This is a genomic window from Hypnocyclicus thermotrophus, from assembly GCF_004365575.1.
Classification (GTDB): domain Bacteria; phylum Fusobacteriota; class Fusobacteriia; order Fusobacteriales; family Fusobacteriaceae; genus Hypnocyclicus; species Hypnocyclicus thermotrophus.
In genome coordinates this window covers 240,334-257,765 of record NZ_SOBG01000004.1, presented here as the reverse complement: position 1 = coordinate 257,765, position 17,432 = coordinate 240,334, and the positions used below count along the sequence as shown (strand labels likewise).

Annotated in this window: 34 protein-coding genes; all 34 read left to right on the top strand. The window is 29.7% G+C overall.

Annotation, left to right across the window (positions count from 1 at the left end):
* On the top strand, window positions 1–89 hold an 89-nt coding region (locus EV215_RS06100; RefSeq protein ID WP_208320353.1), incomplete at its 5' end, for an EF-Tu C-terminal domain-related protein.
* Window positions 90–189: 100 nt separating this feature from the next.
* Window positions 190–501, top strand: coding sequence for a 30S ribosomal protein S10 (gene rpsJ / locus EV215_RS06095; RefSeq protein WP_134113114.1), 312 nt, complete (start codon window positions 190–192; stop codon window positions 499–501).
* A gap of 88 nt (window positions 502–589) precedes the next feature.
* Window positions 590–1,216, top strand: a complete 627-nt coding sequence (rplC, locus tag EV215_RS06090) for a 50S ribosomal protein L3 (RefSeq protein ID WP_134113113.1) — start codon at window positions 590–592, stop codon at window positions 1,214–1,216.
* 41 nt (window positions 1,217–1,257) lie between these two features.
* Window positions 1,258–1,887, top strand: a complete 630-nt coding sequence (gene rplD, locus EV215_RS06085; RefSeq protein WP_134113112.1) for a 50S ribosomal protein L4 — start codon at window positions 1,258–1,260, stop codon at window positions 1,885–1,887.
* A 1-nt stretch (window position 1,888) separates the two neighbouring features.
* Complete coding sequence (gene rplW, locus EV215_RS06080) at window positions 1,889–2,176, top strand: 50S ribosomal protein L23 (RefSeq protein WP_134113111.1); 288 nt, start codon at window positions 1,889–1,891, stop codon at window positions 2,174–2,176.
* A gap of 41 nt (window positions 2,177–2,217) precedes the next feature.
* On the top strand, window positions 2,218–3,048 hold the full coding sequence (gene rplB / locus EV215_RS06075; protein ID WP_134113110.1) for a 50S ribosomal protein L2: 831 nt from the start codon (window positions 2,218–2,220) through the stop codon (window positions 3,046–3,048).
* A 28-nt stretch (window positions 3,049–3,076) separates the two neighbouring features.
* Window positions 3,077–3,355 carry a 30S ribosomal protein S19 gene (gene rpsS, locus EV215_RS06070; protein WP_134113109.1) on the top strand — a complete coding sequence of 93 codons (279 nt, stop codon included), beginning with the start codon at window positions 3,077–3,079 and terminating at the stop codon, window positions 3,353–3,355.
* Between the two features lie 43 nt (window positions 3,356–3,398).
* On the top strand, window positions 3,399–3,731 hold the full coding sequence (rplV, locus tag EV215_RS06065; protein WP_134113108.1) for a 50S ribosomal protein L22: 333 nt from the start codon (window positions 3,399–3,401) through the stop codon (window positions 3,729–3,731).
* Between the two features lie 12 nt (window positions 3,732–3,743).
* Window positions 3,744–4,400, top strand: a complete 657-nt coding sequence (gene rpsC / locus EV215_RS06060) for a 30S ribosomal protein S3 (protein ID WP_134113107.1) — start codon at window positions 3,744–3,746, stop codon at window positions 4,398–4,400.
* Between the two features lies 1 nt (window position 4,401).
* Complete coding sequence (gene rplP / locus EV215_RS06055) at window positions 4,402–4,824, top strand: 50S ribosomal protein L16 (protein ID WP_134113106.1); 423 nt, start codon at window positions 4,402–4,404, stop codon at window positions 4,822–4,824.
* A complete protein-coding gene (gene rpmC / locus EV215_RS06050; RefSeq protein WP_134113105.1) occupies window positions 4,824–5,018 on the top strand; it encodes a 50S ribosomal protein L29 in 195 nt (64 codons plus the stop codon). The genes rplP and rpmC overlap by 1 nt, the downstream gene beginning before the upstream one ends.
* A 26-nt stretch (window positions 5,019–5,044) precedes the next feature.
* A complete protein-coding gene (rpsQ, locus tag EV215_RS06045; protein ID WP_134113104.1) occupies window positions 5,045–5,296 on the top strand; it encodes a 30S ribosomal protein S17 in 252 nt (83 codons plus the stop codon).
* A 25-nt stretch (window positions 5,297–5,321) separates the two neighbouring features.
* On the top strand, window positions 5,322–5,690 hold the full coding sequence (rplN, locus tag EV215_RS06040) for a 50S ribosomal protein L14 (RefSeq protein ID WP_134113103.1): 369 nt from the start codon (window positions 5,322–5,324) through the stop codon (window positions 5,688–5,690).
* Between the two features lie 18 nt (window positions 5,691–5,708).
* On the top strand, window positions 5,709–6,050 hold the full coding sequence (rplX, locus tag EV215_RS06035) for a 50S ribosomal protein L24 (protein ID WP_134113102.1): 342 nt from the start codon (window positions 5,709–5,711) through the stop codon (window positions 6,048–6,050).
* Window positions 6,051–6,067: 17 nt separating this feature from the next.
* On the top strand, window positions 6,068–6,607 hold the full coding sequence (rplE, locus tag EV215_RS06030; protein WP_134113101.1) for a 50S ribosomal protein L5: 540 nt from the start codon (window positions 6,068–6,070) through the stop codon (window positions 6,605–6,607).
* 14 nt (window positions 6,608–6,621) lie between these two features.
* On the top strand, window positions 6,622–6,909 hold the full coding sequence (gene rpsN, locus EV215_RS06025; RefSeq protein ID WP_134113100.1) for a 30S ribosomal protein S14: 288 nt from the start codon (window positions 6,622–6,624) through the stop codon (window positions 6,907–6,909).
* Between the two features lie 19 nt (window positions 6,910–6,928).
* Complete coding sequence (gene rpsH / locus EV215_RS06020) at window positions 6,929–7,324, top strand: 30S ribosomal protein S8 (RefSeq protein WP_134113099.1); 396 nt, start codon at window positions 6,929–6,931, stop codon at window positions 7,322–7,324.
* Between the two features lie 23 nt (window positions 7,325–7,347).
* Window positions 7,348–7,881, top strand: coding sequence for a 50S ribosomal protein L6 (rplF, locus tag EV215_RS06015; RefSeq protein WP_134113098.1), 534 nt, complete (start codon window positions 7,348–7,350; stop codon window positions 7,879–7,881).
* 29 nt (window positions 7,882–7,910) lie between these two features.
* Window positions 7,911–8,279 carry a 50S ribosomal protein L18 gene (gene rplR, locus EV215_RS06010; RefSeq protein WP_134113097.1) on the top strand — a complete coding sequence of 123 codons (369 nt, stop codon included), beginning with the start codon at window positions 7,911–7,913 and terminating at the stop codon, window positions 8,277–8,279.
* Window positions 8,280–8,298: 19 nt separating this feature from the next.
* On the top strand, window positions 8,299–8,796 hold the full coding sequence (gene rpsE, locus EV215_RS06005; RefSeq protein WP_134113096.1) for a 30S ribosomal protein S5: 498 nt from the start codon (window positions 8,299–8,301) through the stop codon (window positions 8,794–8,796).
* Window positions 8,797–8,807: 11 nt separating this feature from the next.
* Window positions 8,808–8,987 carry a 50S ribosomal protein L30 gene (gene rpmD / locus EV215_RS06000; protein WP_134113095.1) on the top strand — a complete coding sequence of 60 codons (180 nt, stop codon included), beginning with the start codon at window positions 8,808–8,810 and terminating at the stop codon, window positions 8,985–8,987.
* A gap of 3 nt (window positions 8,988–8,990) precedes the next feature.
* Window positions 8,991–9,476: a 50S ribosomal protein L15 gene (gene rplO, locus EV215_RS05995; RefSeq protein ID WP_134113094.1), complete on the top strand. Its 486-nt coding sequence runs from the start codon at window positions 8,991–8,993 to the stop codon at window positions 9,474–9,476.
* Between the two features lie 26 nt (window positions 9,477–9,502).
* On the top strand, window positions 9,503–10,786 hold the full coding sequence (gene secY / locus EV215_RS05990; protein WP_134113093.1) for a preprotein translocase subunit SecY: 1,284 nt from the start codon (window positions 9,503–9,505) through the stop codon (window positions 10,784–10,786).
* A gap of 122 nt (window positions 10,787–10,908) precedes the next feature.
* Window positions 10,909–11,535 (top strand): adenylate kinase, encoded by a 627-nt coding sequence (locus tag EV215_RS05985; RefSeq protein WP_134113092.1) that lies wholly within the window; start codon window positions 10,909–10,911, stop codon window positions 11,533–11,535.
* Between the two features lie 11 nt (window positions 11,536–11,546).
* Entirely contained in the window at window positions 11,547–12,317 is a 771-nt protein-coding gene (gene map, locus EV215_RS05980; RefSeq protein ID WP_134113091.1) for a type I methionyl aminopeptidase, read from the top strand.
* A gap of 92 nt (window positions 12,318–12,409) precedes the next feature.
* Window positions 12,410–12,628, top strand: a complete 219-nt coding sequence (infA, locus tag EV215_RS05975) for a translation initiation factor IF-1 (RefSeq protein WP_134113090.1) — start codon at window positions 12,410–12,412, stop codon at window positions 12,626–12,628.
* A gap of 18 nt (window positions 12,629–12,646) precedes the next feature.
* Window positions 12,647–12,760 (top strand): 50S ribosomal protein L36, encoded by a 114-nt coding sequence (gene rpmJ / locus EV215_RS05970; protein WP_134113089.1) that lies wholly within the window; start codon window positions 12,647–12,649, stop codon window positions 12,758–12,760.
* A gap of 134 nt (window positions 12,761–12,894) precedes the next feature.
* Complete coding sequence (rpsM, locus tag EV215_RS05965; RefSeq protein ID WP_134113088.1) at window positions 12,895–13,257, top strand: 30S ribosomal protein S13; 363 nt, start codon at window positions 12,895–12,897, stop codon at window positions 13,255–13,257.
* A 40-nt stretch (window positions 13,258–13,297) separates the two neighbouring features.
* A complete protein-coding gene (gene rpsK, locus EV215_RS05960) occupies window positions 13,298–13,687 on the top strand; it encodes a 30S ribosomal protein S11 (RefSeq protein ID WP_134113087.1) in 390 nt (129 codons plus the stop codon).
* A gap of 50 nt (window positions 13,688–13,737) precedes the next feature.
* The gene (rpsD, locus tag EV215_RS05955; protein WP_134113086.1) at window positions 13,738–14,325 is read left to right on the top strand and encodes a 30S ribosomal protein S4; all 588 of its coding nucleotides are present in this window, start codon (window positions 13,738–13,740) and stop codon (window positions 14,323–14,325) included.
* Between the two features lie 45 nt (window positions 14,326–14,370).
* Entirely contained in the window at window positions 14,371–15,339 is a 969-nt protein-coding gene (locus EV215_RS05950) for a DNA-directed RNA polymerase subunit alpha (protein WP_134113085.1), read from the top strand.
* 23 nt (window positions 15,340–15,362) lie between these two features.
* A complete protein-coding gene (rplQ, locus tag EV215_RS05945) occupies window positions 15,363–15,716 on the top strand; it encodes a 50S ribosomal protein L17 (protein ID WP_134113084.1) in 354 nt (117 codons plus the stop codon).
* Between the two features lie 149 nt (window positions 15,717–15,865).
* Window positions 15,866–16,567 carry an undecaprenyl pyrophosphate synthase gene (gene uppS / locus EV215_RS05940; protein ID WP_134113083.1) on the top strand — a complete coding sequence of 234 codons (702 nt, stop codon included), beginning with the start codon at window positions 15,866–15,868 and terminating at the stop codon, window positions 16,565–16,567.
* Window positions 16,557–17,372 (top strand): phosphatidate cytidylyltransferase, encoded by an 816-nt coding sequence (locus tag EV215_RS05935; RefSeq protein ID WP_134113082.1) that lies wholly within the window; start codon window positions 16,557–16,559, stop codon window positions 17,370–17,372. Before uppS ends, EV215_RS05935 begins: the two co-directional genes overlap by 11 nt.
* The last annotated feature ends 60 nt before the right edge of the window (window positions 17,373–17,432 follow it).

The window sequence follows — 17,432 nt, the reverse complement described above, 5'->3', positions numbered from 1 at the left end:
CAATAGCAATGGAAGAAGGATTAAGATTTGCGATAAGAGAAGGTGGAAGAACAGTAGCATCAGGAGTTGTTTCTAAAATCATTAAATAATCAAAAAAAACTTTGACAAATATAAAAAATATGATATAATATCGGGACGTGAAGGGTTTACTTCGCGTCCTGAATAATGATTAGGAGGTGCAATCTTTAAATGGCTGCAAGTAAATTAAGAATATATTTAAAAGCTTATGATCACAAATTATTAGATCAATCAGCTAAAAAAATAGCTGAAACTGCAAAAAAAGCAGGAGCTGAAATAGCAGGGCCAATGCCATTACCAACAAAAATTAAAAGATATACAGTGTTAAGATCTGTGCATGTAAATAAAGATTCGAGAGAACAATTTGAAATGAGAGTACACAGAAGAATGGTTGAAATATTAAATTCTGACCAAAACATAATTAAATCATTAACATCTGTAAATTTACCAAGCGGTGTTGGAATAGAAATTAAACAAGCGTAATTATTTTGTAAAAACTTACAGAATAATACACGTTGACGACACACGAGGAAAAGTTGTCAACCAATATATTATTTGATGGAGGTAAAAAATGACTGGAATTTTAGCGAAAAAAATTGGTATGACTCAAATTTTCGAAGATGAGAAATTAATACCAGTAACAGTAATCGAAGCAGGACCTAATTTTGTATTACAAAAGAAAACAGTTGATACAGATGGGTACAATGCTATCCAATTAGGTTTTGATGAAAAAAGAGAAAAAAACACTACTAAACCTATGATGGGGATATTCAACAAAGCGGGAGTTAAACCTCAAAGATTTATAAAAGAATTTAAAGTTGATACAGTTGATGGATATGAAATTGGACAAGAAATCAAAGTTGATGCATTAAATGGTGTTGAGTATATAGATATTACAGGAACATCAAAAGGTAAAGGTACAGCTGGGGTTATGAAAAGACATAACTTTGGTGGAAACAGAGCTACTCACGGGGTTTCAAGAAACCATAGATTGGGAGGATCGATTGGACAATCATCTACACCTTCTAAAGTTTTAAAAGGAACTAAAATGGCTGGAAGACTTGGAAATGAAACTGTAACAGTTCAAAATCTTAAAGTTGTAAGAGTAGATGTAGAAAATAACTTATTATTGGTAAAAGGAGCTGTTCCTGGACCAAAAAACGGTTACTTAGTAGTAAAACCAGCGGTAAAAAAATAGTTTGAAAGTTTATCGTAGGTGTTTGAGGAAGGAGGAAAAAAATGCTATTAGATTTATTTAATATAAATGGAGAAAAGACTGGTACTGTAGAAGTAAATGATGCGGTATTCGGAATTGATCCAAATAAAGCGGTTATACATGAAGTTTTAACTGCTGAATTAGCGGCAGCAAGACAAGGTACAGCTGCAACTAAAACAAGAGCTATGGTTAGAGGAGGGGGAAGAAAACCTTTCAAACAAAAAGGAACTGGTAGAGCAAGACAAGGTACAATAAGAGCTCCTCACATGGTTGGTGGAGGGGTAGCGTTAGGACCTCAACCAAGAAGTTATGAGAAAAAAGTTAATAAAAAAGTTAGAAAATTAGCTGTTAAATCTGCTTTAGCTGCTAAAATACAAGAAGGTAATTTAGTAGTAATAGATGGTGGATTTGATGAAATAAAAACTAAAAAAGCTATAACTTTAGTAAAAGCATTAGAAGCTAACAATAAACAATTATTTGTTGTTAATGACTTGACAGCAGAAGCTGATTGGAATTTATATTTATCAGCTAGAAACTTAGTTAATGCTGTTGTTTTACAACCAAATGAACTAGGTGTTTATTGGTTACTAAAACAAGAAAAAGTTATTGTGACAAAAGAAGCACTTAAAACAATCGAGGAGGTGCTAGCATAATATGAATTTATACGATATAATAAAAAAACCTGTAATCACTGAAAAAAGTGAATTACAAAGAAGAGAAAATAATGTATATACTTTTATAGTTGATAAAAGAGCTAATAAGATAGAAATAAGAAAAGCTGTTGAGAGTATATTCGGTGTAAAAGTAGAAGAAGTAAACACTTTAACTGTAAAGCCTGAATTAAAAAGATACGGTATGAGAGTATATAAAACTAAATTTGTAAAAAAAGCTATGGTAAAAGTAAAAGATGGAGATAAAATCAATCTTTTTCCAGAAGTTTAAAAATGAAAAATATAGATAATTATAGGTCGTGGAGGTAAAAAATGGCAATAAGAAAATTAAAAGCTATTACTAATGGTACTAGACATATGTCTAGATTAGTAAATGAGGAAATAGATAAAAATAAAAGACCTGAAAAATCTTTAACTGTTCCTTTAAAAGCATCATATGGAAGAGATAATTATGGACACAGAACAGGAAGAAATAAACAAAAAGGTCATAAAAGATTATATAGAATAATAGATTTTAAAAGAAATAAATTAGATATACCAGCTAAAGTTGTATCAATTGAATATGATCCAAATAGAACTGCAAATATTGCGTTACTTGTTTATACTGATGGAGAAAAAAGATATATACTAGCTCCTAAAGGTTTAAAAGTAGGAAATGTAGTAATGGCAGGAGAAAAAGCTGAAATAAAAGTAGGAAATGCTTTAAAATTAAAAGATATGCCAGTTGGAACACAAATTCATAACATTGAATTACAACCTGGTAGAGGTGGACAAATAGCTAGATCTGCAGGAGTAGCTGCTAGATTAGTTGCTAAAGAAGGAACTTACTGTCACGTGGAAATGCCTTCTGGAGAATTAAGATTAGTACATAGAGAATGTATGGCTACAATTGGAGAAGTTGGAAATTCTGAACATGCACTTGTAAGCATAGGTAAAGCTGGAAGAGCTAGACATATGGGAAGAAGACCACATGTAAGAGGATCTGTAATGAATCCTGTTGATCATCCACATGGTGGAGGAGAAGGAAGAGCTCCAATAGGAAGAAAATCACCTGTTACACCTTGGGGTAAACCTACTTTAGGATATAAAACTAGAGGTAAAAAACAATCAGACAAATTTATTGTAAGAAGAAGAAAAAAATAGTAATAAAATTTGAGAGGAGGCTGAATTAATGGCTCGTTCATTAAAAAAAGGACCTTTTATTGACCATCATTTAAAGGCTAAAGTATTAAAAGCTGTAGAAAGTGGAGATATAAAAACTGTTATCAAAACATGGTCAAGAAGATCAACTATATTCCCTGAATTTATAGGAATGACATTTGCGGTATATAATGGAAAAAAACATATCCCAGTTTATGTTACTGAGGAAATGGTTGGACATAAATTAGGTGAGTTTGCACCAACTAGAACATATTATGGACATGGAAAAGATAAGAAAAAGAAAAAATAATAAAATTTAAATAGATTATTATTTTGGTAAAGGAGGAGTAAAAGTGGAAGCTAAAGCAATAGCTCGTTATGTGAGATTAACTCCAAGAAAAGCTAGATTAGTAGCAGACTTAGTAAGAGGAAAATCTGCTTTAGAAGCATTAGATATATTAACGTTTACAAATAAAAAAGCAGCTGGAGTAATTAAAAAAGTATTAAATTCTGCAATTGCAAATGCAACAAATAACTTCGAGATGGATGAAGAAAAATTATATGTATCTAAAATAATGGTAGATGAAGGACCAAAATTAAAAAGATTAAACCCAAGAGCTATGGGAAGAGCAGATATTATTCATAAGAAAACAAGTCACGTAACTGTAGTAGTTAGTGAAAAGTAAGGAGGTATTACTGTGGGACAAAAAGTAGATCCTAGAGGACTTAGATTAGGAATAACAAGAACTTGGGATTCTAATTGGTTTGCTGAAAAGAGTGATTATAAATTATATTTTCATGAAGACCTAAGAATAAAAAAATATATTAAAAATAAATATTACCATGCAGGAATTTCAAGTATAAAAATAGAAAGAACATCACCTTCTCAAGTAGTAATAATTATTAATACAGCTAAAGCTGGAATTGTAATTGGAAGAAAAGGTGCTGAAATAGAAAGTTTAAAAAAAGAAATAGAAAAAATGACAAATAAAAGAGCTATAATAAAAGTTCAAGAAGTTAAAGCTTTTAATAAAGACGCAGTTTTAGTGGCTGAAAATATAGCTTTAGCAATTGAAAAAAGGGTTGCTTATAAAAAAGCTGTAAAACAAGCTATAATGAGAGCTGAAAAAGCTGGAGCTCAAGGAATAAAAGTAATGGTATCTGGAAGATTAAATGGAGCAGAAATTGCTAGAAGTGAATGGTCACATTCAGGTAGAGTACCTTTACACACATTAAGAGCAGATATCGATTATGCGACAGCAACAGCTAGAACTACTTATGGAGCTATCGGTATTAAAGTATGGATCTGTAACGGAGAAGTTCTTCCAAGTAAAAAGGAAGGAGGAGAAGCGTAAAATGTTAATGCCTAAAAGAACTAAATATAGAAAAATGATGAGAGGAAACCTAAGAGGTAAGGCTCAAAGAGGAAATACTGTTCATTTTGGTGAATGGGGATTACAAGCTTTAGAACCAAAATGGATTACAAATAGACAAATTGAAGCATGTAGGGTAACAATCAACAGAACTTTTAAAAGAGAGGGGAAAACTTTTATTAGAATATTCCCTGATAAACCATATTCGAAAAAACCAGAAGGAGTAAGAATGGGTTCTGGTAAAGGTAATGTTGATGGTTGGGTAGCAGTTGTTAAACCTGGTAGAATAATGTTTGAAGTATCAGGTATTAACGATGAATTAGCTAAAGAAGCTTTAAGAAAAGCAGCTCACAAACTACCTATAAAATGTAAAATTGTAAAAAGAGAAAATGGTGGTGATGAATAATGAAAGCAGCTGAATTAAGAAATTTAGAGACTCAAGAGTTAATAACTAAATCTAAAGAATTAAAAGAAGAATTATTTAATTTAAAATTTCAACTATCTTTAGGACAATTAACTAACACTGCTAAAATTAGAGAAATAAGAAGAGAAATAGCTAGAATAAAAACAATTATTAAAGAAAGAGAATTAGCTAACTAATATTTTTAAGTGAGGAGGTTAGTAACTTGCGTAACGAAAGAAAAGTAAAAGAAGGTGTAGTAGTTTCTGATAAAATGGATAAAACAGTAGTTGTTTTAGAAGAAAAAATGGCTTTACATCCTCTTTATAAAAAAAGAGTAAAAAAATCTAAAAAATTTAAAGCACATGATGAAAATAATGTTTGTAAAATTGGAGATAAAGTAAGAATAATGGAAACTAGACCATTATCTAAAGATAAAAACTGGAGAGTTGTAGAAATAATTGAAAAAGCTGAGTAATGCTTATTTGAGAGGAGGAGTATAAGTGGTACAACAACAAACTATCCTTAATGTAGCTGACAACTCTGGAGCAAAAAAAATAATGGTAATCAGAGTTTTAGGTGGTTCAAAGAAAAGATTCGGAAGAATTGGAGATATAGTTGTAGCATCAGTTAAAGAAGCTATTCCTAACGGGAATGTAAAAAAAGGTGACGTTGTAAAAGCGGTAATCGTTAGAACTAAAAAAGAAATCAGAAGACAAGATGGTTCATATATAAAATTTGATGATAATGCTGCAGTAGTATTAAACAACAATAATGAACCAAGAGGAACAAGAATCTTCGGACCTGTAGCGAGAGAATTAAGAGCTAAAGAATTTATGAAAATAGTATCTCTTGCACCAGAAGTATTATAAGGAAGGAGGCTAATTATTGTGGCTAAACCAAAAATAAAATTTGTACCTAATAAGTTACATGTGAAAACTGGAGATACAGTATTTGTTATTTCTGGTAAGGATAAAGGAAAAACTGGTAAAGTGTTAAGAGTGTTTCCTAAAAAAGGTAAAATAATAGTTGAAGGAATAAATATTATAACAAAACATGTAAAACCTAATCAAATAAACCCACAAGGTGGAGTTGTAAAAAGAGAAGCTCCAATTTTCTCAAGTAAAGTGATGTTATTTGATGAAAAAGCTGGGAAACCAACAAGAGTAGGTTATAAAGTAGTAGATGGAAAAAAAGTAAGATACTCAAAAGTATCAGGTGAAGTTTTATAAGAAGGGAGGACATTTAAGTGGCTAGATTATTAAAAAAATATAATGAAGAAATAGTTCCGGCTCTTCAAAAAGAATTAGGATTAAAAAACATAATGCAAGTACCTAAATTAGAAAAAATCGTAGTAAACATGGGAGTTGGAGAAGCTACTCAAAATTCAAAATTAATAGATGCAGCAGCAAGTGATATGGCTTTAATTACAGGACAAAAACCTTCGATAAAAAAAGCTAAAAAATCAGAAGCTGGTTTTAAATTAAGAGAAGGACAAGCGATAGGTGTTGCTGTTACTTTAAGAAAAGAAAAAATGTATGAGTTTTTAGATAGATTAATCAATGTTGTATTACCAAGGGTAAGAGACTTTGAAGGTGTATCAAGTAAAGCTTTTGATGGAAGAGGAAATTATTCGTTAGGATTAACTGACCAATTAGTTTTCCCTGAAATAGACTATGATAAAGTAGAAAAATTATTAGGAATGTCTATAACTATTGTATCTTCAGCTAAAACAGATGAAGAGGGAAAAGCATTATTAACTGCATTTGGAATGCCTTTTAAAAAGTAAGGAGGGAAGAGTAAATGGCTAAAAAATCAATGGTTCAGCGTGATGTAAAAAGACAAAAAACTGTAGATAAATATGCTGCAAAAAGAGCTGAATTAAAAGAGAGAGCTAAAAAAGGAGATAGAGAAGCTATAGAAGCTTTATCAAAATTACCTAGAAACGCTTCTCCTTGTAGAGTAAGAAATAGATGTGAAATTAATGGAAGACCTAGAGGATATATGAGAGAATTTGGAATCTCAAGAGTACAATTTAGACAATTAGCTGGCGCTGGGCTTATACCTGGTGTAAAAAAAGCAAGTTGGTAGGAAGGAGGATTAAAAGTTTATGTTTTTAACTGATCCGATAGCAGATATGTTAACAAGAATAAGAAATGCAAATGCTGCTTCTCATGAAAGAGTGGATATTCCGCATTCAAAAGAAAAAGAAGCAATAGCTAGTTTATTAAAAGAAGAAGGATACATCTTAAACTACAAAGTTATACAAGATGGAAATAGAAAAAATATAAGAGTATATTTAAAATATGTTGATGGACAAAAAGTAATAAAAGGATTAAAAAGAATATCGAAACCAGGAAGAAGAGTTTATTCTGGAGCTAGCGAAATGCCTAGAGTATTATCTGGATTAGGAGTAGCTGTTGTATCAACTCCTAAAGGAATAGTAACAGATAAATTCTGTAGAGAAAATAACGTTGGTGGAGAAGTTCTTTGCTATGTATGGTAAAATAAACTGGGAGGTGCAGATTTATGTCTAGAGTAGGTAATAAACCTATTAATATACCTTCAGGTGTTCAGGTAACAATTAACGGAAAAGATGTTACTGTAAAAGGACCAAAAGGTACATTATCAAAAACTTTTTTTGATAACATTACAATAAAAGTTGAAGATAACATAATTAATATAGAAAGAGCAAATGATACTCCAAGTGTTAGAGCTTTACACGGGACTACTAGAGCTTTATTAAATAATATGATAGTAGGAGTATCAGAAGGATTTAGAAAAACTTTAGAACTAGTTGGGGTAGGATACAGAGCTGCTGCAAAAGGAAAAGGATTAGAATTATCTTTAGGATATTCTCATCCAGTAGAAATAGCTCCAGTTGATGGAATTACTTTCACAGTAGAAAAACAAACTGTAATTCACATTGATGGAATAGATAAAGAAGTAGTAGGACAAGTTGCTGCTGAGATCAGAGCAAAAAGAGCTCCTGAACCTTATAAAGGAAAAGGTGTTAAATACTCTGATGAAATTATTAGAAGAAAAGAAGGTAAAAAAGCTTAGAGTAGTATAAGGCAAAGGAGGTAAGTCGATTGTTTAAAAAAGTAGATAGACAAAAAGTTAGAAGAAGAAAACATTTAAAAATAAGAAAAAGAATAAATGGAACGGCTTCTAAACCAAGACTGTCTTTATATAGATCAAATAAAAATATATTTGCTCAAATAATAGATGACGTAAACGCTGTTACTTTAGTTTCAGCTTCTACAATTGATAAAGAATTAAGAGCGGAAGTAACAAATGGTGGAAATGTTGAAGCTGCTAAAATTGTAGGTAAAAAAATTGCTGAAAGAGCTTTAGCAAAAGGAATAACTGAAGTTGTATTCGATAGATCTGGATACATCTATACTGGAAAAGTAAAAGCTTTAGCTGATGCAGCTAGAGAAGCTGGTCTAAAATTCTAAGGAAGGAGGAAGAGAGACTTTGGCTAAAAATAATAATAATGTTGAATTAAAAGAAAGAATATTAAGAATAAATAGAGTTTCAAAAACAACTACTGGAGGAAGAACAATCTCTTTCTCTGTATTAGCAGCTGTTGGAGATGAAAATGGAAAAGTAGGTATAGGACTTGGAAAAGCAAATGGTGTACCTGATGCTATAAGAAAAGCAATAGCTAATGCAAAGAAAAATATGATAACTGTAGCATTAAAAAATGGAACTATTCCTCATGAACAAATTGGAAAATTTGGAGCGACTAATATTTTATTAAAACCTGCTACAAAAGGGACTGGAGTAATTGCTGGTTCTTCAGCAAGAGAAATATTAGAGCTTGTTGGAGTACATGATATTCTTACCAAAATAAGAGGATCTAAAAATAAAAACAATGTTGCTAGAGCAACTATTGAAGGGTTAAAAACTTTAAGAAGTGCTGAGCAAATAGCAAAACTTAGAGGAAAAGAAGTTAAAGATATCTTAAGCTAGGAGGGAAGCAAATGGCTAAGCTTAAAATAAAGCTTGTAAAAAGCGTAAGTGGTAGAAAACCTAATCATGTAGCAACTGTTAAGTCATTAGGATTAAGAAAAATTAATCAAATAGTTGAGCATGAAAAAACACCTGATATAGAAGGAAAAGTTAAATTAGTTTCATACTTATTAGAAGTAGAGGAGGTGTAAAATTTGAGACTAAATGAATTATCACCAGCTAATGCTAGAAAATCTAGAAAAAGAGTTGGTAGAGGTAATGGATCTGGTAATGGTAAAACAGCTGGTAAAGGTCATAATGGACAAAAATCAAGAGCAGGAGCTACTATTCCATTTGCTTTTGAAGGTGGACAAATGCCTTTAATCAGAAGAGTTCCTAAAAGAGGATTCTCAAATTTTTACTTTAAAAAAGTATATACTGTTTTAAATTTAAATAGATTAGAAGCCGCATTTAATGATGGAGATACAGTTACTCCTAAAGTTTTATTAGAAAAAGGAATAGTTAAAAAATTAAATGATGGTATAAAAATATTAGCTAATGGCGAGCTAACAAAAAAATTAAAAGTTGTAGCTCATAAAGTGTCAAAAGAAGCTAAAAATAAAATAGAAGCTGCTGGAGGAGAAGTTGAAATAATCGAAATAAAAACTTTTGCTGATGTAGCTAAAAATGCAACTAAATAATCAAAAAAATTTGAGAGGTGAGCCAGGTGTCTTCATGGGAAAAATTTAAAAATAAGCTAAAGAGTATTAATGAATTACCTGAGTTGAGAAAAAAAATCCTCTTCACTTTATTAATGTTTTTAATTGCTAGGGTAGGGACTCATATCCCTGCTCCTGGTGTAGATATAGATAGACTTAAAAGCATGGTAACTCAAAATGATTTACTTAGTTTTATCAATATGTTTTCTGGAGGAGCTTTTACAAAGGTGTCTATATTTGCTTTAGGGGTAATGCCTTATATTAATGCTTCGATTATAATGCAGCTTTTAGCAGTTATTATTCCTAAATTAGATGATATTAGAAAAGAAGGGGAAGCTGGTAGACAAAAAATAACACAATGGACTAGATATTTAACAATTGTAATTGCAGTTGTTCAAGGTTTAGGTGTAACTGTATGGTTAGGAACTATGGGATTAGTTACAACACCAGGAGTTGCATTTTCAATAAATACAATTACTACACTTACTGCAGGTACAGTATTTTTAATGTGGCTTGGAGAACAAATAAGTGTATATGGAATAGGAAATGGAGTGTCACAACTTATTTTCTTAAATATTATTTCTAGATTACCATCTGGATTAATAAGTACAGTGCAAAAAATGAGTGGAAGTAAATACTTAGTTCCGTTATTAGCACTTCTAGTATTACTTTCGTTTGTAGTAATAGCTGTAATAGTTCTTTTCCAATTAGGACAAAGAAAAATACCTATTCAATACGTAGGAAGAGGAAGTGTTGGGAAAAGTGTAGTAGCACAAAACACATATTTACCAATTAAAGTAAATGTAGCGGGAATAATGCCTGTAATATTTGCTTCAGTACTAATGGTTTTACCAACAATGATAATAAAAGCATTACCATCAACTATGCCTGGTTATGTATTATTAAGTAGAATATTTACTAATACTCATCCGTTTTATTTAACAATTTATGCAATACTTATAATGTTTTTTGCTTTCTTTTATACTGCGATGATGTTTGATCCTGAAAAAGTTGCAGATAACTTAAAACAAAGTGGAGGAACAATACCTGGGATTAGACCAGGAAATGAAACAGTTGAATATTTAGAAAAAATAGTTACTAGAATAACTTGGGTAAGTGCTCTATTTTTAGCAATTATTGCTATAATACCAACTCTAGTATCTAATGCTACTGGAATTCCACAAGTGTTTAGTGGAACTGGAGTAATAATCATGGTTGGAGTTGTGCTTGATACAGTTCAACAAATTAATGCACAATTAGTAATGAGAAATTATGAAGGATTTATAAAATAGATACTTTATTATTTAGGGTTTGAGGCTTAATTATTTAAGCCTCAGTTCTTAAATTTTAATAAAAGGGAGAATTTGGATTCTCCCATTTGTATATATAGATTAATTTTAAGGAGTGAAAAAAAATGAATTTAATGTTATTTGGCGCACCTGGAGCAGGAAAAGGAACTCAAGCAAAATTTTTAATAGAAAAATATGGAATACCTCAAATTTCTACAGGAGATATTTTGAGAGAAGCTGTAAAAAATGAAACAGAAATGGGAAAAGAAGCTAAAAGATATATGGATGATGGCAAATTGGTACCAGACAATATAATAATAGGAATAATAAAGGATAGATTAAAAGAAGAAGATTGTAAAAGTGGTTTTATTTTAGATGGGTTTCCTAGAACTATTCCTCAAGCAGAAGCTTTAGAAGAGTTATTAAAAGAATTAAATATATCTTTAGATAAAGTGATTTCGCTTAATGTACCAGATGAAGATATAATTGAAAGAATAACAGGAAGAAGAGTATCTAAATCTACAGGAAAAATATATCATATTAAATTTAATCCTCCAGTAGATGAAAAAGAAGAAGACCTTTATCAAAGAGCAGATGATACAGAAGAAACTGTTAAAAAGAGGCTAGATGCATATCATAATCAAACAGCGCCTTTATTTGATTTTTATAAAAACAAAGGAATACTTGTAGAAATAGATGGAACTAAAACTGTGAATGAAGTAACTAAAGACATTATAGCTGTTTTAAATTAGAAAGGAATTATATGGTAATTATAAAAAGTATAGAAGAGATAAAAAAAATTAAAGAAGCAAATCAGCTTATAGCAAAATTATATAAAGAAGTTTTACCAAAGTATATAAAATCAGGGATATCTACTTATGAAATAGATAAAATAATAGAAGATTATTTACTTTCTAATAATGCTACTGGTGAATCAAAGGGATATGGAAAAGAATACGGGAATCCATATCCAGCAGTAAGTTGTATATCTGTAAATGAAGCAGTTGTACATGGTATTCCATCAAAAGATATAATTTTAAAAGATGGTGATATTGTAAGTATAGATGTAGTTACAAATTTAAATGGGTATATTGGTGATAGTGCAATAACATATCCAGTTGGCGAAATTGATGAAGAAAGTAAAAAATTATTGAAAGTAACAGAAAAAGCTAGAGAAATTGCTATAGAAAATCTTGTAGTTGGGAAAAGATTAGGGGATATGGGAAATGCAGTCCAAAAGTACGTAGAAAAAAATGGTTTTTCTGTTGTAAGAGATTTTTGTGGACATGGTGTAGGAATTAAAATGCATGAAGAACCTATGATACCAAATTATGGTAGAAAAGGTAGAGGTATAAAAATAGAGAATGGAATGGTTTTAGCAATTGAACCTATGGTAAATGTAGGAACTTATAAAGTTGAATTATTATCAGATGGTTGGACAGCTGTAACAAAAGATAGAAAAAGAAGTGCACATTTTGAGCATTCAGTTGCAATAATTGGCGGGAAAGCGGTAATCTTAAGTGAATTAGATTAAGTCGAAACTTAAAAAAATCAACAAAAAAGAGTAGACTTTTTGAATGAATTATGATATTATGAAATGACGCTTTAAAAAGAGGTGGAATAAAAATGGCAAAAGAAGATGTAATTGAATTAGAAGGTAAAATATTAGAAGCTTTACCAAATGCAATGTTTAAAGTAGAATTAGAAAATGGACATGTAATACTTGCTCACATTTCAGGTAAAATGAGAATGAACTATATCAAAATACTTCCAGGAGATAAAGTAACAGTGCAAATATCTCCATATGATCTTTCTAGAGGAAGAATAGTATATAGAAAAAAATAAGAAAAGGAGGGAGGAGTAATGAAAGTAAAAGCATCAGTGAAACCAATCTGTGATAAATGCAAAGTAATAAAAAGACACGGAAAAATAAGAGTTATATGTGAAAATCCTAAGCACAAACAAGTTCAAGGATAGTTTTGCTGTAAAGACATGTTTAGCTGTAGAGCTTTTTAATCTAAAATATTTTTAGATGCATGTTGAAGAAAGTATTTAGTCGGTTTATATTACTGACGGATATATAGATTTTAATATTTAAGGAGGAAATTAAGTTGGCAAGAATAGCAGGAGTAGATATTCCTAGAAATAAAAGAGTTGTAATAGCATTAACTTATATTTACGGAATCGGAAAACCAACTTCTCAACAAATACTAGCAGAAGCTGGAATAAACCCTGATACAAGAGTTAAAGATTTAACAGAAGAAGAAGTAAATAAAATAAGAGCTATAATTGATGGAATAAAAGTTGAAGGTGACTTAAGAAAAGAGATTAGATTAAATATAAAAAGATTATTAGATATTAGATGTTATAGAGGTCTTAGACATAGAATGAATCTTCCAGTAAGAGGACAAAAGTCAAAAACTAATGCTAGAACAAGAAAAGGACCTAAAAAGCTAGTTTCTAAGAAAAAATAAACTTATTGTTGTGTAATTTTATATTAAGGAGGTAGCTGTTTTGGCTAAAAAAAGAGTAACAAGTAAAAAGAAAAAATTAAAAAATATTCCAGTTGGAATTGCGTATATACATTCTAGTTTTAATAATACTATTATAGCTATTACAGACACAGAAGGAAACGTTGTGTCATGGAAATCTGGAGGTACATCAGGATTTAAAGGAACTAAAAAAGGAACTCCATTTGCTGCGCAAATAGCTGCTGAACAAGCGGCACAAGTAGCTGTAGAAAATGGGATGAAAAAAGTAGAAGTTAGAGTAAAAGGTCCTGGTTCAGGAAGAGAATCTACAATAAGATCACTACAAGCTGCAGGGCTTGAAGTAACTAAAATAGTTGATGTTACACCTGTACCTCATAATGGTTGTAGACCACCAAAAAGAAGAAGAGTGTAGTATTATCTAATTGTTGTTGTAATTTTTGTAAATAAGGGAGGAAAAACAAAGTGGCAAGAAATAGACAGCCTATAATAAAAAGATGTAGAGCGCTTGGAATAGATCCTATTGTTTTAGGTGTAAATAAAAAATCAAATAGAGGTCCTAGACCAAATGCAAATCAAAAACCTACTGAATATGCTGTTCAGTTAAGAGAGAAACAAAAAGCTAAATTTATATATGGAGTAATGGAAAAACAGTTTTATAAATTATATAAAGAAGCTACAAGAAGAGAAGGAGTAACAGGTGAATTATTACTTCAATATTTAGAAAGAAGATTAGATAATGTAGTATTTAGATTAGGATTTGCTAAAACTAGAAGACAAGCTAGACAAATAGTTTCTCATGGTCATGTTTTAGTAAATGGAAGAAAAGTAAATATTGCTTCATATAGAGTAAAAGTTGGAGATGTTGTATCTCTTTCTGAAGCTTCAAGAAACATTGAGTTTGTAAAAGAAGCAGTAGAAGCAGTAAGAGTACCTTCATGGTTAGATTTAGACAAAGCTAATTTTGCAGGAAAAGTATTACAAAATCCTAATAGAGATGCTTTAGATTTTGAAATCAATGAAGCGTTAATAGTTGAATTTTACTCTAGATAATAAGCTAGTGTTCTATCCTTTTAAAATCCAAAGGGAGTTGAAGATATGTTAAAAATAGAAAAAATAGCAAATAATATTAATGTTACAGAAATAGTTGAAAATAAATTTATAACAAAATATGTTGTAGAACCATTATATAGAGGATATGGAAACACAGTAGGTAATGCACTTAGAAGAGTGTTATTATCATCTATTCCTGGTTCTGCAGTAAAAGCTGTTAGAATTGATGGAGTATTAAATGAGTTTTCAGCTGTTGATGGAATTAAAGAAGCTGTAACAGATATTATTTTAAATATAAAAGAGTTAGTAATAAAAACTGACACTCCAGGTGAAAAAAGAATGGTTCTTAATGTAAAAGGACCAAAAGTAGTAACTGGAGCGGATATTTTGCCTGATCCTGAAATCGAAATAATTAATCCTGATCAAGTGATAGCTACTATTACTACTGATAGAGAATTAAACATAGAATTTTTAGTTGATACTGGAGAAGGCTTTGTAGTAGCAGAGGATATTGATAGAACAGGATGGCCTATAGATTATATAGCAGTTGATGCTATTTATACTCCTATTAGAAAAGTAAGTTATAAAATTGAAGATACAATGGTTGGTAGAATGACTGACTTTGATAAATTAACACTTACTGTTGAAACTGATGGAAGTGTAGATACAAAAGATGCTATATCTTATGCTGTAGAGCTTTTAGAGATGCATTTTAATTCTTTACTTGATATTGGAAATAAAATGGAGCATTTAAGAGAGCCTATAGATATAGAAGAAGATGTAGTAGAAGAAGAAATAGATGAAAGAATAAATATGAAAATAGATGAGTTAGATTTAACTGTTAGATCATATAACTGTTTAAAAAAAGCAGGAATTGAATCAGTTGGAGAATTATCTAACTTAGGATTAAATGAATTATTAAAAATAAAAAATCTTGGAAGAAAATCTTTAGATGAAATAATCGAAAAAATGAAAGAATTAGGTTATGATCTAACTGCTAATTCTGCAGATTAGTGAAAGAGGAGGTTAGGCTTTAAATGCGTCATAATATGTCATATAGAAAATTAGGTAGAAGAGCTGATCATAGAAAAGCTATGATGATGAATCTAACTATTTCTTTACTTAGAGAAGAGAGAATAGAAACTACTGTAACAAGAGCAAAAGAATTGAGAAAATTTGCTGAAAGAATGATTACTTTAGGAAAAAAAGGAGATTTAGCAGCAAGAAGAAGAGCATTTGCATTTTTAAGAGATGATGCTGTAGTTGCTAAATTATTTTCTGATATAGCTCCAAAATATGCTGAAAGAAACGGAGGTTACACTAGAATATTAAAAACTGGTGTAAGAAGAGGAGATTCAGCGGAATTAGCTATAATAGAATTAGTAAAATAAAATTTTAAAATAAAGCTGTTGAGTAATTCAACAGCTTTATTTTTTTTGAAACTATTTATTTTAAAGTTATTAAAAATTAATTATAGTAGAAAAAATAATATAATTATGGTAAAATAGCTAGTGAAATAAAAAAGACTAGGTGAGGATAAATGAATAAAAAAGTACCAAAACATATAGCTATAATAATGGATGGGAATGGAAGATGGGCAAAATCTAAAGGACAACCAAGGATTTTTGGACATAAGGCAGGTATGAAAGTAATAAAAAATATATTAATTGAAGCAAAAGAATTAGGAATAAAATATCTTACTTTATATGCATTTTCAACTGAAAATTGGAAAAGACCTGAAGATGAAGTAAAAGGACTTATGTTTTTATTAAAAGAATATTTAAAAAAAGAAAGAAAAGATTTAAATAAAAATAATGTAAAATTAAAATTTTTAGGTAGAAGAGATAATGTATCTAAAGATGTATTAAAATTAATGGATGAGACAGTGGAATTTTTAGATAAAAATGATGGTATAACACTTAATATTGCATTTAATTATGGTGGAAGACAAGAAATAATAGATGCTGTAAATAAATTATTATTAGAAAAAAAAGAAAAGATAACAGAAGAGGACATCCAAAAAAAACTTTATGGTGGTCCTGAACTTCCTGATCCAGAATTAGTTATAAGAACAAGTGGTGAATTTAGAATAAGTAATTTTTTATTATGGGAGATAGCATATTCTGAGTTTTATATAACTAATACACTATGGCCTGATTTTAGTATAAAAGAATTTAGAATAGCTATTTTAGATTATATGAAAAGAGAACGAAGATTTGGAGGATTATCTAATGATAAATAGGATAATAATAGCTATTGTATTAGTTATTTTGACATTGCTCATATATTATTTAGGGGGAATTCCATTACTTATTTTTACTAATTTAGTTATAATTTTTGGAATGTCTGAGTTTTATAAAATGCTATCTTATGGAAATAAAAAATATAATAAATATTTAGGATATTTTTTTGGTTTAATAATACCAAATGGATATTATTTACAAAAAATGGGATATATAAATTTTAAACATGGAACTGCCTTATTTGTTGTGGGAATAATTATATTATTAACTTATAGAGTTTTGAGAAATCAAATACAAAATACAAGTGAATATTTTATGAATACATTATTACCAGTAATATATGTATCATTTATGTTTTCACATATATTAGCGATAAGCTTCTTAGTAGAAGGGAAATTATGGTTAATAACAATACAAACCTTAGTATGGATATCAGATACTTTTGCATATATTGTAGGTATGAATATTGGAAGAAAATTTTTTAAAAAGGGATTAAGTGTAATAAGTCCTAAAAAGTCTATTGAAGGTTCTATAGGTTCTATTATTTTTACGATTATTACAATGTTTTTAATAAATATAGTATTTTTTGATGGTATAAAAATAATACATTTAATTATAATACCAGTAATAGTTTCATTTTTTGGTCAAATTGGAGATTTAGTAGAATCAATTTTTAAAAGAGAATATGAAATAAAAGATTCGGGACATATATTAGGAGAACATGGAGGTATCTTAGATAGGTATGATAGCTTAATATTTGTATTACCACTTATGTATTATTATATAAAATTTTTTATAGTATAAACTATTAAATATATTGACTCAAAAGAATCATTTTATATTCAACTTTAATGATAAAAGACT

What these genes read in the sequence shown, in the direction of transcription:
- rpsJ (WP_134113114.1), top strand. Translation starts at nt 190, where the DNA reads ATGGCTGCAAGTAAATTAAGAATATATTTAAAAGCTTATGATCACAAA.
- rplC (WP_134113113.1), top strand. Translation starts at nt 590, where the DNA reads ATGACTGGAATTTTAGCGAAAAAAATTGGTATGACTCAAATTTTCGAA.
- rplD (WP_134113112.1), top strand. Translation starts at nt 1,258, where the DNA reads ATGCTATTAGATTTATTTAATATAAATGGAGAAAAGACTGGTACTGTA.
- rplW (WP_134113111.1), top strand. Translation starts at nt 1,889, where the DNA reads ATGAATTTATACGATATAATAAAAAAACCTGTAATCACTGAAAAAAGT.
- rplB (WP_134113110.1), top strand. Translation starts at nt 2,218, where the DNA reads ATGGCAATAAGAAAATTAAAAGCTATTACTAATGGTACTAGACATATG.
- rpsS (WP_134113109.1), top strand. Translation starts at nt 3,077, where the DNA reads ATGGCTCGTTCATTAAAAAAAGGACCTTTTATTGACCATCATTTAAAG.
- rplP (WP_134113106.1), top strand. Translation starts at nt 4,402, where the DNA reads ATGTTAATGCCTAAAAGAACTAAATATAGAAAAATGATGAGAGGAAAC.
- rpmC (WP_134113105.1), top strand. Translation starts at nt 4,824, where the DNA reads ATGAAAGCAGCTGAATTAAGAAATTTAGAGACTCAAGAGTTAATAACT.
- rpsN (WP_134113100.1), top strand. Translation starts at nt 6,622, where the DNA reads ATGGCTAAAAAATCAATGGTTCAGCGTGATGTAAAAAGACAAAAAACT.
- rpsH (WP_134113099.1), top strand. Translation starts at nt 6,929, where the DNA reads ATGTTTTTAACTGATCCGATAGCAGATATGTTAACAAGAATAAGAAAT.
- rplF (WP_134113098.1), top strand. Translation starts at nt 7,348, where the DNA reads ATGTCTAGAGTAGGTAATAAACCTATTAATATACCTTCAGGTGTTCAG.
- rpmD (WP_134113095.1), top strand. Translation starts at nt 8,808, where the DNA reads ATGGCTAAGCTTAAAATAAAGCTTGTAAAAAGCGTAAGTGGTAGAAAA.
- EV215_RS05985 (WP_134113092.1), top strand. Translation starts at nt 10,909, where the DNA reads ATGAATTTAATGTTATTTGGCGCACCTGGAGCAGGAAAAGGAACTCAA.
- map (WP_134113091.1), top strand. Translation starts at nt 11,547, where the DNA reads ATGGTAATTATAAAAAGTATAGAAGAGATAAAAAAAATTAAAGAAGCA.
- infA (WP_134113090.1), top strand. Translation starts at nt 12,410, where the DNA reads ATGGCAAAAGAAGATGTAATTGAATTAGAAGGTAAAATATTAGAAGCT.
- rpmJ (WP_134113089.1), top strand. Translation starts at nt 12,647, where the DNA reads ATGAAAGTAAAAGCATCAGTGAAACCAATCTGTGATAAATGCAAAGTA.
- EV215_RS05950 (WP_134113085.1), top strand. Translation starts at nt 14,371, where the DNA reads ATGTTAAAAATAGAAAAAATAGCAAATAATATTAATGTTACAGAAATA.
- rplQ (WP_134113084.1), top strand. Translation starts at nt 15,363, where the DNA reads ATGCGTCATAATATGTCATATAGAAAATTAGGTAGAAGAGCTGATCAT.
- uppS (WP_134113083.1), top strand. Translation starts at nt 15,866, where the DNA reads ATGAATAAAAAAGTACCAAAACATATAGCTATAATAATGGATGGGAAT.
- EV215_RS05935 (WP_134113082.1), top strand. Translation starts at nt 16,557, where the DNA reads ATGATAAATAGGATAATAATAGCTATTGTATTAGTTATTTTGACATTG.